The sequence below is a fragment of the Limisphaera ngatamarikiensis genome (genome assembly GCF_011044775.1).
Classification (GTDB): Bacteria; Verrucomicrobiota; Verrucomicrobiia; order Limisphaerales; family Limisphaeraceae; genus Limisphaera; species Limisphaera ngatamarikiensis.
On the sequence record NZ_JAAKYA010000052.1, the window covers coordinates 88,271 to 102,589 of the forward strand.

The 14,319-nt window shown below is 64.9% G+C and carries 7 protein-coding genes; all 7 read right to left on the reverse strand.

Features of this window, described 5'->3' with window-relative positions; all coding sequences use genetic code 11:
* Window positions 1-24: 24 nt before the first annotated feature.
* The 7 genes from G4L39_RS07715 to G4L39_RS07745 all read right to left on the reverse strand — a co-directional run bounded on the left by G4L39_RS07715 (window position 25) and on the right by G4L39_RS07745 (window position 14,133).
* On the reverse strand, window positions 25-1,434 hold the full coding sequence (locus G4L39_RS07715) for a hypothetical protein (RefSeq protein ID WP_165107217.1): 1,410 nt from the start codon (window positions 1,432-1,434) through the stop codon (window positions 25-27).
* Between the two features lie 446 nt (window positions 1,435-1,880).
* Complete coding sequence (locus tag G4L39_RS07720) at window positions 1,881-2,891, reverse strand: pectinesterase family protein (protein ID WP_165107219.1); 1,011 nt, start codon at window positions 2,889-2,891, stop codon at window positions 1,881-1,883.
* A gap of 218 nt (window positions 2,892-3,109) precedes the next feature.
* The gene (locus G4L39_RS07725) at window positions 3,110-4,621 is read right to left on the reverse strand and encodes an alpha-L-fucosidase (protein ID WP_205880863.1); all 1,512 of its coding nucleotides are present in this window, start codon (window positions 4,619-4,621) and stop codon (window positions 3,110-3,112) included.
* 283 nt (window positions 4,622-4,904) lie between these two features.
* Window positions 4,905-6,989 (reverse strand): hypothetical protein, encoded by a 2,085-nt coding sequence (locus G4L39_RS07730; protein ID WP_165107220.1) that lies wholly within the window; start codon window positions 6,987-6,989, stop codon window positions 4,905-4,907.
* A gap of 550 nt (window positions 6,990-7,539) precedes the next feature.
* Entirely contained in the window at window positions 7,540-10,800 is a 3,261-nt protein-coding gene (locus G4L39_RS07735; RefSeq protein WP_165107222.1) for an efflux RND transporter permease subunit, read from the reverse strand.
* 770 nt (window positions 10,801-11,570) lie between these two features.
* The gene (locus G4L39_RS07740; protein ID WP_165107224.1) at window positions 11,571-12,956 is read right to left on the reverse strand and encodes an efflux RND transporter periplasmic adaptor subunit; all 1,386 of its coding nucleotides are present in this window, start codon (window positions 12,954-12,956) and stop codon (window positions 11,571-11,573) included.
* Entirely contained in the window at window positions 12,946-14,133 is a 1,188-nt protein-coding gene (locus G4L39_RS07745; protein ID WP_205880864.1) for a TolC family protein, read from the reverse strand. The genes G4L39_RS07740 and G4L39_RS07745 overlap by 11 nt, the downstream gene beginning before the upstream one ends.
* Window positions 14,134-14,319: the final 186 nt, after the last annotated feature.

Consider the following 14,319-nt stretch of genomic DNA (forward strand, 5'->3'; position numbering starts at 1 on the left):
CCTCCTTGCGACGCCCCGCCACTCTTACGGACCCGGCCCACCGGCTCCGGAAGCCTCCCGCCGGAAATAGCGCTGCACCACCTCCCGATGCCTCGGCCATACCACTGAACCATGAGCCACCCCTGCCCCCGCCGCCCCGCCCGCCAGCGCGCCATGCGCCACCTGGACGTCCGCACCCGCCACTTCCGGCTCACCCCAACTCACCCCCAGCCGCTGTAAATCCCCGATCCCCGGTCCCACCGGCAACACCCGCTCCTCAAACCGTGCCCCCGCCTCTTCCGTCGCCTCTTTCCATGTCATCGGCGCGTCACCCCGCCCCCGGTCCACACCACCGCGACCCGGAATCCCCACGCGATCCGACCGTTCGTTCGTGCTCCCGCCCTGACACAAATACGCCACCAGCCCTGATACGTTCGTGGATTGGCAAAGGGATTGACACTCCGACAAATAACGCCCCTCCACCAACCGCAACTCCGACAACCGCGCCACCCGATTGCTCAAGGTCCGCTTCGCATCCCCCACCATCGCCAGCAGCTTTGACAAATCGGGCGCATTCGTCAGGTTCAATCCCGAAACCGCCGCGCCCGACAGCTCCCATCCCCCGCTGCGGGTCGGTTGACCCAAACCCTGCAGCAAGTCCGAGAGTTCCCGCGCCGCCGGAGCCAGCCCTTCGGCGTCCAACCCCAGCTCCATCGCCCCCTGCATCGCACGCGCCAGTCCCTCCATCTGCCGCAGCTCCCTCAACAACCGCAAAGCCTCCTCGGCCGCCGCACGAGCCCGGTCCTGGTGCCTTTGCCGCAGATGGTCCAGCGCCTCCCACGCCCGCCCCGGTTCACGACCGGAAGCCTCCCGCGCCAGCCGTTCCAGTTCCTCCTGCCATTGTTGCGCCTCTTCGGGAGCCAAAACCTGTTCCTCCGCCAGGGCCCGCGTCTCCTCCTGCAGATCGGTCAACCATTGTCCAAACTCCAAACGCGGTTCCTGAAGCACCCCGACCATGCGATCCGGAATGCAGTAGCCCAAACCCATGAAAACCAGTCCCGCCAGACACGCCCCCACCGGCCGACCCCATCGCCATCGTACCGTTGGTACCCGTGCCTCGGGAAATTGGCCGTACCAGGCGCGCATGTTCTCCCGTTCCTCGCTCATCAAAATCCCGCCGCAACGCAGCAGTCCGTCATACAAGGCCCGAATTATGGCACGCGACGGTGCACGACGCAGTTCCCACCCCGCCACCGCCGCCGCCACCGGCACACACCCCATCGGCCCCACCCAAAGCCACAACCCACGGTTCACCCCGGCCACGCGCAACACCAAAACCGCCGCACCCCACACAAACATCCACAAAGCCAGCCCCAATACGACCCGGCGCAACAGAAGAATCCCCACCACCTTCCGGTGGAAGGCTCGCAACGCGATGACGTGATCCATGTTCATGGGGCCTCGAAGCGGCGCCACCGCCGGCACCCACCCGGCTCGAACCCCTGAATCCGGCTTTTCTCGACCATCCATAACCCGGATCGCCCTGTGCGGTCACGAAAAAATTACCGCTAGACCCGGCCCGGGAATCGACAGGGCCCTCGGATGCTCCCAATGCCAGCGCGCTGCCGCAAACGCCGAAGCATCAGGCCAAAGCCCCGCCGCGCGCCCCAACTGGTTGGAAACGCATCCCGGTGCGCTCCGGCACGTTGCATCCCCATCAACCCCCGCAGCGGCGCCCGGCGGTTCGAGGTGCGCCCAAGCCGCTCACACACCCACTGGCGCTGATTCAATCCCGAGCCATTGGCCCGTCACGGACGCGGTCAAACCTCCCCAAAACACGCGGCAGACACCCTGTCACCGCCCGCCCATCCACCATGGGGGACCCAACGGCCGGAGCAGCGTCACCGCTTGTCATCCGTCCGCAGCCAACCGGCCACAGGATCCCAACCATCGGCACCTCGCAGGACCGCCGCCGGCGTTAATGCGGCCGCTTCCTCCGCCGTCAACTGCCGGGCCCACGAAACCCGGGCAGCCTTCTCCGCGCCGGGACCGTGGTTTCCAAACTCGGCGTATCGCACCGTCTTTTCCCGACCCGGATCGTCCCAGTTATGCCACCCTTCGGGCCGCACCACTTCGGACATGTAACTCTCCAAAAACACCGTCATGGCGTAAGGTCGCCAGGGCCGGCCCAGGTAGGTCTTCACCCCGGGTTCGCCGGTGATCCGACACCGCCGAAACACGAAACCATACGGTTGATCCGGTGGCGTGGAAGCGGCCGTGATATAACCGTCCCGCAGGCAATGAATGTGGCAGTTCTCAAACCAGGCCGTCGCTCCGCCAAAAATGAAGTCCACATGCCCCTCCACGTAACAGCCCTCGAAGTAATGCCGGCCGCGGTTCAACAGGATCGTGTCCTGCCAACCCAGGAACCGGCAGTGCCGGAACCGGACCCGATCACCATCCACCCGGAGTGCCAGGGCCTGCCCCACCGGCCCGGCCGTGTTGGCAACCGTGAAATTTTCCATTTCGAATCCGTCACCATCCACCTGCAGCGTGGCGGTGCGAAACGTCCCCAACCGGCGCCCGTCCGGTCCCGTCATGTTGGCGTGGATCTCATGCGTCAGAATGGTCGTGGCCGGATCGTCCCCCACCAACCGGATGTAACCACGTTCCCGCTGCACATAGACACGTTCCCTGTACGTCCCCGGCTTGACCCGGATGATCCACACCTGACCCGGTGGCCGGTACGGGGCTGCGTACACGGCCGCTTCAATGCTCGTGAAATCGCCGCTGCCGTCCGCCGCCACCACGGCGTCGAAGCGACGCCCTGCCGCTTCCGCCCCGGTCAGCCGCCCGGACCGGGCACACAGACAGGCCAACACCAGCATCAAAGAAACCCAACCCAGGCGCATGGACCTACCTTTCACAGCAATCCCTTCCCACGCCACCTTGTGCCAGCGACTCACCATCGGTTCATGAAGTCGGCTCACCGGATCCAAAGCTGTCGCCACTCACAGCCAAACCGCCCGCACGCCCCGCGCAGGTCCCGGCCCACTCCGCCACCTGCACTCACGTTGCCGGCCGGGCGCAGGCCGGTGTCCCGCCGCCGGGCATCCGCAACACCCGAGGCTCACCGGGCTGCGGCCGGCGCCGGAAGCAGTCGTCCGCCCCGAATCTTGAACGCGTACGCGTACCGACAGGGCGCCTCCTCGGGGCCCAACTGCGGTGTCTCGATCACAAGGTTCCGCCCCTCCCGGTTCGCCTTGAGCCGGCCCGGCACACCCAGCATCGTCACCTCCGCATCGGACGGGGCCTCCACATCGCGCAACACCAGGCGTCGACCCGGCCAACCGGCCGTAATGGCGTAAAGCGTGTCCCCTTTTCGCGTGAAGAAAACCTGTTTGACTGCCTGCCCATCCGGACGTGGCTGCTGTCCCACCTGCTCCAGCAGTTTGTACTCCAAGTTGTAGTCACCGTACTTCTGTTCGGGGATGCGACCCTCGGTCCACTGGGCCGCCCGCCCGGCGAAGCGTGTGCCGTAAATCGCCTCGCCGTTGACCCGCAGCCATTCGCCCAGCTCCAATAACCGCTGCTGCATGATCACGGGAATCCGGCCGTCCCCGGTCGGCCCCACGTTCAACAGGAGGTTCCCGCCCCGGCTCACGGTGTCACACAACAGCAGAATCAACTCCCGCGCCGACCGATAGTCATCCGCCGTCTCCATCCGGTTCCAGCCATACGAATAGGCCATGCCGCGATTCTCTTCCCACGGATGGTCCGCGCCCGGCAGACCGGCTGCGTATTCCGTGGTGTAATACCCGCCGTGCTTGTGCCGCGTCTCCTTGCCCCAGCGATCATTCACCGCCACTTCCCCACCCACCGGGGAATCGTTGAACAACCACGCCAGGAACTCCTCCGAGCGCCATTCCCCGGAGGTCATTTCCCATTCGCCGTCGCTGAATATGAGCGACGGCCGGTAGCGCAGCACCGCGTCCTTCAACTGCGGCAGCATGTGCTCATTCACATACCGCGCCCGGTCACTCCGCCACAAGGGATTGAACCATTCGTACAGCGAGTAGTAGAAGCCGAACTTGAGCCCCCGCTTTCGCACCGCATCCGCCAGGGCACCGAGCAGGTCCCGACGCGGGCCGGTGTCCACGGCGTTCCATGGCCGTCCCCACGTACGGCTGGCCTCGGCACTGGGCCACAAACAGAACCCGTCGTGATGCTTCGACGTCGGCACCACGTAACGCGCCCCCGACCGTTCAAAAAACGACGCCCACTCGTCCGGATCGAAATGTTCGCATCGGAACAGCGGCGCAAACTGCGCATAGTCAAAATCTTCACCCCACACGCGCTTGTGGTACTCCCACCAGGGATTGTTGTCCCCCTTCTTGGCCATCCGGTGCCAGTACCACTCTGCATACTGACCTTTCACGCCCCAGCCCGGCACCGAATAAAGTCCCCAATGAATGAAGATCCCAAACTTGGCGTCCCGGAACCATTCCGGCGTCGGACGCCGGTCCAGCGACTCCCACCGCGGCTCGTAACGGGGTTGCGCCACGGCCCCAGCCACCAACCCCATGCACACCGCCCATACGAACCCATGACCGATGCGGCCCGGACACAGCATGCGCTTCATGCGGTCCTTCTACCCACCAACCACGGGTCGCGTCCAGAGCAAACCACCCGCCTCGGATCCAACCCCCACAGCACCCGCACCGCGGCAACCGGCAGCAGGACCCGCCCGTTCGGGAACCGACCGTCCGAGGTCGGTCAGGACGTGTGCAAAGCTCAGGCACCGGTCCGGCGGGACGTCCTGTCTCACCCGAGCCAGCAACGCTGGAGTCGGGTACCCCGCCGTGACGGCCCCCGGCTGCGTGATGGTCCTGCCGGCAGGTCGGATCTCAATCACGCCCGGGTATCTACGGAGCCACCAAACGATAAAAACGCGCACCGGTTGGCGAGACCCTGTGGCGCCGAAGATTGCCCTCCTGCACAATCCCCTCGACGATTTCCGTCCAGGGCGCCGTCCCCAGGGCCGGCGTGCCTTCCAGGCGCCACGGCCCTTCCGGCCACGTCAGTACAACGTCCGACCCCTCCCGGGACACTTCCAACCGCACCGGTTCCGGCAGGGCCGCCACCGGTACAAACAACAGGTAATTCAGGTAAACCTTGCGCGCGTCCTGACCCGGCACTCCGCCCATCGTCAGGCGCAGGGTCTCCTGCCCGGCAAGCGCGACCACGGCTGGCTGCCCGTCCCGCATGAGTGGCACGTAGGTTTGATGAATCCGCATCAGGTGGTTGGAAATGTAAAACCGGCCGAGCGAAACGACCGTCTGATCGGGCCGGGTCGGATCACTCGTGACCCGTCCCAACTCCGCCTCGGTGGCCCCGAAACTGCCCACCCGGAGATACACGTGGTAATTCGTGGGCACAAACATCCGGGTGTAATTCAACCACTCGCCGGGCTCGGTCCGGGCCACCACATACTCCTGAAGCCCAAGGCGGGTGTATTTGCTCCGGATCAGCCCGGCGGGCAGCGGGTCGCGCAGGAAATGAGTCAGGTCGCTGAGGTCCTGGTTTCCGGACGACGTGCCCACAGCATCCCAGGTGCGATAGTCATTCCAACCGCCCTCGGGCGAGGTCCGGGTGTCGAAGTAATCCACATTCGGAGTCCCGACCAGGTCGTAGTATCCGACACCAGATCCGTTCACCAGAGTGCCGTCCGGAGTGTAACCGCTGGGCGGCACGGGGTCGGTTTGGAACCGGCCACTCTCGTAGTTGTAATCCTCGCATTCGATGGTCTTGAACGGCGGCGCTTCCAACAACGATTCCTGGAAGGTGTCGAACCAGAAGGTGTTCGTGGACCGCCGGGTCCCCGAAACATCCTGTACCTCGATCCGCGCCGCGTACACGCGGTTGGGGGCGAGGGTTCCCGGTGCCGTGGCAAGGGTCACCGTGGAGGCGTTCGCCGGCAAGGGTTGCAAGGCGCCGCTCACATCCTGCCCGTTCAAGTACAGCCGCGTCGCGGATACATCAATCGCGGTGTCCGAAAAGGTCGAAACCGTGAACCGAATGCCCTCGACCGCCGGATGGAAATGGGTGAACCGGTTGGTGGGATTCCGGGCCACCACCTGCGGTGTCCCTGCAACCGGGTGCACCATCACCGGCACCTCGTTCGCATGCGGATGGTCCGGGCCGCAATAGTAATTGTCCACGGTCAGGTCCACCGTGCCCTCCGTGCCCTGCCGGCTGAACCCAAGGAACCCGCACGCACCCGAATAAAACGAGAAATCCTCCGCCTCCAACACCACCAAGGGCCGCGTCAGATCGTGGTAATCGTAAAGCTCGGCCGTGTAACGATTCGACTTCGACCGAAACGTCATCCGGTACGACCGGCCCGGCTCGAGGGTCACCTCGGCCACGGCCAGGGTCCGGGTGTTAAACCCCGCATTCACCACGTTGATTTGAAACTGGCCCTGCCGCCGGTCCGTCGGCCCCTCACCATACTGCGAGGTGTCATAGTTGCAGATCACTCCCTGGGCCGTGGCCGGATTGATGTTCGGATGAACCGTACCCGTTGTGGCATCGGTGAGATGTCCGAACAATACCACCGCCTGGTTTTTGTCCGTCCCCGGCCAGTCCACCAGGTCCAGCGCCACATAAAAATCGGTGTACTCGTTGGTGCGATACCACATGCCCACCGCAGGCGCCGTCCCGGGCACCGGGTTGGCCCGCAACCGAAGGGCCCGTCCCTCCCCCGCCGCCGGAAACGTCGTGGTCACGAGGGCCGGATTCAACGCCGAAAGCCGCCAGCCGGCAGCCACCATGTCCGACGCACTGCTGTACCCGTTGAACCCATCCTCGGTCACCGTCTGGCCCCAAACCGGGCCACCCCGCGCCATCCCCACCACAATCAGCAACCTCCAGAGCCACCGGAAACTGAACAGCAGCCGATACCAGGAAGCCGTGGCGACAGGGACAGGGCCGGAACAGGATGCGTTCATATGAGGACCTTGAAGTTGGGGTGTTAATTCGTTGATTTGTTCGGCATTGCTTATACGGCGGATGGTTACAACTTGTCAAGGCCCCGCATGCAACCCACCACCCCACACGCTTATAACGTCGCGGAGGACTCCGTCCCCCGGTGCCGATCGCATTCTATCGGCCTGCTCACCGGCCCCTCCTACCGCGCCCGCCCCCCGGTGAGCCCCCTGTCCGCCGACTCCGCGGTCACACCGGCCCGGGAACCTTCCATCGCGCCGCCCGGGTGCCTCTCCCGGCGTGACAGAGGGCGGTTTCGTTTCCGGGTAGAGGATCCGCCTACCCAAATCCCGAGCGGCGGACGGCCTTCCAATCCAACACACCACGGCCGCGGGTGCAGCAGCCGATTGCGTGGGCCCGGTCTCGGCTCGGGCCACAGATCAGGGTCGAACCGCGCACACACCGGGACTCAACAGCACAAACGCGGAAAGCCCTGCCCGCGACCTGACCGATCCGGCGCCGAACCGGACCGGACCCCGGGTCCGCGGGCCGGCCCGGCGGTCGCAGCGGATTCTATATCGCCACCTCATGACCCGGCCTTCGCAGTTCCCGGCCTCGCCAGACGTAGTAGATGGCGGGGTAGACCAGCAACTCCATCAAGGTGGAGGTCATGACGCCGCCGATCATGGGCAGGGCGATGCGCTTCATGACATCGGCGCCGGCACCCTGGCTCCACAGGATCGGCATCAGGCCGGCGATGATGACGGTGGCGGTCATCACCTTGGGACGGAGCCGCTTCACGGCCCCGTGGTAAATCGCATCCCGCAGTGCCGTAAGATTGGTCAGCCGCCCTTCCTTCTTCCACTGTTCGTAAGCCAGGTCGAGATACAGGAGCATGACCACGCCCGTCTCGGCATCCAGCCCCGCCAGTGCAATGATCCCCACCCACACCGCCACGCTGAGGTTGTATTCGAACAGGTGGAGGGCCCAGAAGGCACCCACCAGCGAGAAGGGTACCGCCAGCATGACAATTGCGGTTTTGATGAGTGAACCGGTATTGACGTACAGGATCGTGAGGATGACCAGGAGTGTCAGTGGCAGGACGATCCTCAGACGCTGCTGGGCCCGCTGCATGGACTCGTACTGGCCGCTCCAAAAGATGCTGTAACCGGTCGGCAGATGGATCCGACCGCTGGCCACGGCCTCATGGACGGCCTGCATGGCCATCTTCAGGTAGGTGCCCACGTCCACGCCGTGGATGTCCACGTAAACCCATGCCTGGGGCACGGCACCCTCGCTCTTGATGGACATCGGCCCGTCCACAATGCGGAGCGTGGCCAGTTGTCCCAGGGGTACCTGTGCGCCGGTGGGTGTCGGGATGATAACCTCCCGCTGCAGCGCCTCCAGGTCGGAGCGATAATCCCGGTGGTACCTCAGGTTGACGGTGTAGCGCTCACGCCCCTCCACGGTGCTGATCAGCTCCATGCCGCCCAGCGCCACCGCCAACGTTTCCTGCACCTCGGCCAGGCTGAGTCCGTACCGTGCAATCTCCTCCCGGTCGATGTCCACCTCGATATAAGTCGCCCCGAAGACGCGCTCCGCATAGGCGCTGGTGGTGTGGGGTACCTGCCGGATCACGGCCTCGATCTCGGCGGCTATCCGCTGGAGCTCGCGCAGGTCGGGACCTGCCACCTTGATGCCCACGGGGGTTTTGATGCCGGTCGACAGCATGTCGATGCGGGTTTTGATCGGCATGGTCCAGGCATTGGCCAGGCCGGGGAACTGAACGGCGCGATTGAGCGCATCGACCAGCTCGTCCGGCGTGCGGCGCCGGCGGGCGATCACATGGCCCTCGGCATCGGTGATCTCAACCTCGGGCCATTGCTCGCGGGGCTTGAGCATGATCGTGGTTTCGATCATGTCGAGCGGGGCCGGGTCGGTGGCGGTGTCGGCCCGCCCGATCTTGCCGAACACGCGTTCCACCTCGGGAAAGCTCCGGATGATCTTGTCGGTTTGCTGGAGAAGTTCCTTTGCGGTGGTCACTGAGATGCCGGGAAACGTGGTGGGCATGTAGAGCAGGTCCCCTTCGTAAAGCGGCGGCATGAATTCCGAACCGAGGTTCTGGTACGGAAACAGTCTGCCCAGTGAGAAAACCCACTCCCTGAGCCGACCTTCGGGAAGGAACCGTGCGGCCAACCAGTTGCTGGGAAGGAACGTCCAGAGTACCAGCACGGCGGCCCCCGTGATGACCGCCCACCGCCACCGCAAAACCACGTCCACCATCGGATGATACAACCCAATCAGGAGCCGGTTGATGGGGTTCTTCTCCTCCGGCGGGATCCGGCCCCGGATGAAATACCCCATCAGCACCGGCGCCAGGGTGACCGACAGAACCGCAGCCGCGGCCATGGCATAGGTCTTCGTGTACGCCAGCGGCTTGAACAGACGTCCCTCCTGCTCCTGAAGCGCAAACACGGGCAGGAAACTCACCGTAATCACCAGCAGGGAGTAAAAAAGCGTGGGACCGACCTCCACCGCTGCGTCGCGGATGATCTGCCAGTGGGGTCGCCGGCCCTGGTCATGCTCCAGGTGCTTGTGGGCATTCTCGATCATGATGATGACGGCATCCACCATCGCGCCAATGGCTATGGCAATGCCGCCCAGCGACATGATGTTCGAACTGATCCCCTGCCCAAACATGATGAGAAACGATGTGAGGATGGCCACGGGCAGGATCACAATGGCCACCAGGGCACTCCGCAAGTGCAACAGGAAGGCGAGACACACCAGGGCCACCACCAGGCTCTCCTCCAGCAGTTTCTCCTCCAACGTCCGCACCGCGCGGTCAATCAGCGCACTCCGGTCGTAGGCAATCTTGTAATGGATGTCCGGGGGCAGGGATTTCATGGCCTCGTCCAGCCGTTTCCTGACCTCCCGGATCACACGATGCGCATCAGCACCGTAGCGAACCACGACGATCCCCCCCACGGCCTCGCCCCGCCCGTCCAGATCCGCCACCCCACGCCGCATCGCCGGGCCAAACTGCACATCCGCCACCTGCCCCAGCAGGATTGGTACGCCGCCCGGGCCGACGCCCACGGCAACCTTCCGCAGCGCCTCCAGGTCCTGCACGTACCCCTTGATTCGCACAATGTACTCCCGCTCCGCCAGTTCAATGGCGCGGCCCCCCACCTCGCCGCTGCTCCCACGAATGGCCCGAGTCACATCGGCCAGCGACAGGTTGTAGGCCCGGAGTTTTTCCGGATCGACCGTGACCTGGTATTGTTTGACGTAGCCCCCCACCGACGCCACCTCGGCCACACCCTCCACGGCCAGGAGCTGGTATCGGAGGTGCCAATCCTGCCAGCTGCGCAGTTCCCACAGGTCGCGCTGGTCGGATTCCAACACATACATGAAGGCCCACCCGACCCCGGTGGCATCGGGTCCCAGCACGGGCGTGACACCGGCGGGCAACTGTCGCCCCAGCGCACTCAGATATTCGAGCACGCGGCTCCGAGCCCAATACAGATCGGTCCCGTCCTCAAAGATCACATAGACGAACGAAAAACCGTAGAACGAGTAACCCCGGACGACCTTGGCATGCGGCACGCCGAGCATCTTGCTGGCGATGGGATAAGTGACCTGGTCCTCCACGATCCGGGGAGCCTGGCCGGGGTACTCGGTGTAAATGATGACCTGGACGTCCGAAAGGTCCGGAATGGCGTCCAGCGGGATGTTCCGTACGGCGTACACGCCGCCCAGCACGAGCGCCAGCGTGGCCACCAGCACGAGAAACCGGTTCTTCAAGGAGAGATCAATGATGCGCGCAAGCATGTGGCCTTATTGCAACTTGCCCACGGTTGAAAACCCGGGTCGTCGTTCCCGCCGGTGATCGGTCGGCGGCGCCGGTGCCGATCGGGACCCACGCCAGCGCGCAATGCTCTGAGCGGTGGGAAACGGCACCTGCCGGCGCCCGGGTCCGCCCTGAAGCCCCGCCATGGGGCACCCGACCGTGGTCTGCCATCCGGAGACGCACACCCGGCCGGCTGGCCAAAACAAGTGCCCGAAACCCGACCTCGCCCCGGCACGATAAAACGGGGCAGAGTGGTGGACCGCCCTGACCTTGCTGCCCCAAGACCGGGCGGATTCTTTCCCCCGTACGGACCCGAAGCTCCTCAGGGGCAGCCGGCCCGACCCGACTCATGTCCGGGCCATCTGGAGTTCCCGGGCAGAAAACCCATCTCATGCCCGCCCCGCCGGGTGTCCAACGGAATCCCCGGCGCGGCAACCCTGTGGCGTCGCGAACCACAAACCTCATGGCCGGTGTGAGTCTGCAGGGATTCAGAGCCCCACTTTGCATCGGGTCGCGGTGATGGGTCGGATGCCCGGCAACACGCGCCGCATCACGGTGGGTCGAGTCCCCGCACCGGACGGACTTCGGTCGAGTTTCATCCGTCGGGGCGGCGGGCCGGTTATGCGCATGAGGGGGTCGGTCGCTGGTGGTATTGCGCGGCCGCACCGGACCCTCTGCCGGACGGGGCCGGAAGCCCGGGATCGCGTCCCGCGCAGTGGCCCGGGTTGTCCGCAACAACTCGTGCATGGGTTTACCTCGTTCCGGGGTTCATCATGGGTGGCGATGCAGCCGCCGCGGGTGCTCGACCGGTGGGATTGGAAGCTTCCGGCTTTTCCATGACCGCACCGGTCGGCCCGGGTTCAAGCATTTTCAACAGGGCCTCCCGCAACTGACTTTCGGAATCCAGCATGAACTGACCGGACACCACCACGCGTTCGCCGGGTTGCAAACCGGATCGAATTTGGACCATGTCGTTGTCCGCCCGGGGACCGAGCGCGACCTGACGGGGCTCAAATTTGCCCTTGCCCAGGGCGACAAACACCGTGTTGCGGGTGCCGCTCCGGACCACGGCGGATTCCGGTACCAGGAGCGCGGCCGGATCCACTTCCCGGCTCAGCTCCACGCGCGCATACATGCCGGGCCTGAGCAGGAAGTCCGGGTTGGGAAGCTCCACCCGAACCCGGACGGTACGGCTCTTCTCGTCAAGGTTCGGGTATACGTAACGAACCGAACCGCGGAGCCTCTGCCCGGGCAAATAGGAGAGCGTCACAATCGCTTCCTGACCCACCTCGACGAACGGCAGGTCCTGTTCGTAAACCTGTGCGTGAACCCACACCACGCTCAGATCGGCCAACCGATACATCCGCTCCCCGGGTTGAACCATTTGACCCTCGACCACGTGTTTCTCGAGGACGAAACCGTCCCCGGGGGCGACCACCGTGAGGGTCTTGCGGGGTGTGCCGGTTGTTTCCAACTCGGCGATCTGATCGTCGGTGATGTCCCAGTACCGGAGCTTCATCCGGGCGGCACGACGCAAGGACTCCGCCCCGGGGCGCCCCACAGGGTCCGACCCCAAAAGCGACAGGTACTCCACCTGGGCCGAATACAGCTCGGGAGAGTAGATTTCGAACAGCGGCTCGCCCTTCCGTACCCGAGCGCCGGTGTAGTTGACATGGAGTTTTTCGATCCAGCCCCTGAACTTGATCGTGACATCCACCAACGCGGTCTCACTCGGCTCGATGACACCCACCGTGCGCAGCGTCCGGCGGAGCGGGCCGTTGGTCACCACGGTCAACCGGATCCCCATGTTTTGAACCGTCACGGGATCAATCACGATGCCATCCCGGTGCGCTGCCGTTTCATCCTTCGTCCCCGTACCGACCGGGGATCGTCGCATCGGGGTCAGTTTCATTCGGCAAATGGGGCAGTTGCCGGGGCGGTCCTGAATCACCTGCGGATGCATGCCGCAGGTGTAAAAGGTCCTTTCGCCCGCCGGCATGGCCCCGGACGCCGCTGCGCGGTCGTGCATCGTCGAACGGCCCAGGAAAAACGCGCCGGCGGCGACGACGGCGAGGAGCAGGAGACCGGGGAGGTGTTTCAGTTTCATGGGCGAGAAACCGGAAAGTTCAGTGTCCATGGGGATCCAACACGTTCGAGCCGGCGGCGGAAATCTCCGGCGGGGAGGCCAACACCGGCGCGCCTTGCGGCGGCACGCCGGCGATCAACAGCGACAACTCGGCCAGCAGGATTTCGCGCCGCGTGCGCGCGCTCACTTCGTCCAGTTGGAACCTCAGCAGCGTTCGCTCCGCGTCGATGAGCTGGAAAAAACCGATCCGGCCGGCGAGATAGTCGGCCTGTGCGATCTCGAGCGAGCGGCGCGCCTTCGGGATCAGCTGTTCCTGCAACAGGGCAAGGTTCCGGGTGACCTCGCGGAACTCGAAGGTCCTCATGGCGAAATCGACCGCGAGGTCGATCTGCCTGGCAGTCAGGCGGGCTTCCGCGGCGCGCCGGCGCGCTTGAGCTTCGGCGATCTGCGCGGCGATCTTGTCGCGCCAGATGGGCAGCGTCATGCCGGCCAGCGGCCGGAACATCGTCGGTGTGGCCCTGGCGTCGGCCATCAGCCCCAGGTTGAAATCGGGCACCTTCGCCGTGTGCGCCAGCGCGAGGTCCGCCTCGGCCAGGCGCACCTCGGCTTCCAGCGCCTTGAGCCGCGGGTTGCGCGCGAACGCCGTCGCCAGCAGGGTGTCCCCGTCGAGTTCCAGCGGCGTGGTTTCCAGGCGGGCCGGCAGCGGCGGATCGGGCTGATCGTGCGCGAGCCCGAGCGCGGCCTTGAACTGAGCCAGCAGCGGACGGCGCGAATCTTCCAGATTGGCGATTTGGGTTAGGAGTTGGTCCTGCTCGATTTGAGCGCGGTACACGTCCTGTAGGGTGACGTCGCCCACCTCGTTTTGCGCGCGCGCAATGCGTTCAAGCTGGTTTAGCAGGTCGAGGGTCTCGCGGAGGATGCGAATGCGCTCGTCGAGCAGGTGCAGCTCGTAGCAGGCGCGCTTCAGTTCGAACGCGGTTTGCAACACCGCCGCCTCCAGCGCGAAGTATTTTGTCTGGCTCTCGGCAGTGGCGACGCGCGCGGCGGCGCCCAGCTTTCCCGGTCCGGGAAACATCTGCATCAGGCCCGGCATGACCGCCATCACCACCTCGCCGAGGTCCATTTGAAAGGTCAGTTGGGGATCCGGGAGCGAGCGGGCTCGGGTGATCCGTTCCACCGAGGCGACCCACTCAAACCAGGCCTCGCGCACCCGCGGGTTGTTCAGCATGGCATGGAGCAGGTAATCCCGCAGCCCTGACTCCCCGTTCAAGGGCGGTAACGAGCGGGGATCGCGTCCCGGGTCATGGCTCCGGGTAACCTCTGCCACCGCGAGGCGGAGCCGTGACTCCTCGGCTGTGGGAATTCCACGGCAGCCGCCCCAGATCAAAGCAACCAGAACAACTGCGCCGTACGC

Excerpts from the sequence above, each read along its gene's own strand:
- G4L39_RS07715 (WP_165107217.1), bottom strand. The coding sequence starts at position 1,434 with ATGAACATGGATCACGTCATCGCGTTGCGAGCCTTCCACCGGAAGGTG.
- G4L39_RS07720 (WP_165107219.1), bottom strand. The coding sequence starts at position 2,891 with ATGCGCCTGGGTTGGGTTTCTTTGATGCTGGTGTTGGCCTGTCTGTGT.
- G4L39_RS07740 (WP_165107224.1), bottom strand. The coding sequence starts at position 12,956 with ATGGACACTGAACTTTCCGGTTTCTCGCCCATGAAACTGAAACACCTC.
- G4L39_RS07725 (WP_205880863.1), bottom strand. The coding sequence starts at position 4,621 with ATGAAGCGCATGCTGTGTCCGGGCCGCATCGGTCATGGGTTCGTATGG.
- G4L39_RS07735 (WP_165107222.1), bottom strand. The coding sequence starts at position 10,800 with ATGCTTGCGCGCATCATTGATCTCTCCTTGAAGAACCGGTTTCTCGTG.
- G4L39_RS07730 (WP_165107220.1), bottom strand. The coding sequence starts at position 6,989 with ATGAACGCATCCTGTTCCGGCCCTGTCCCTGTCGCCACGGCTTCCTGG.
- G4L39_RS07745 (WP_205880864.1), bottom strand. The coding sequence starts at position 14,133 with ATGCTGAACAACCCGCGGGTGCGCGAGGCCTGGTTTGAGTGGGTCGCC.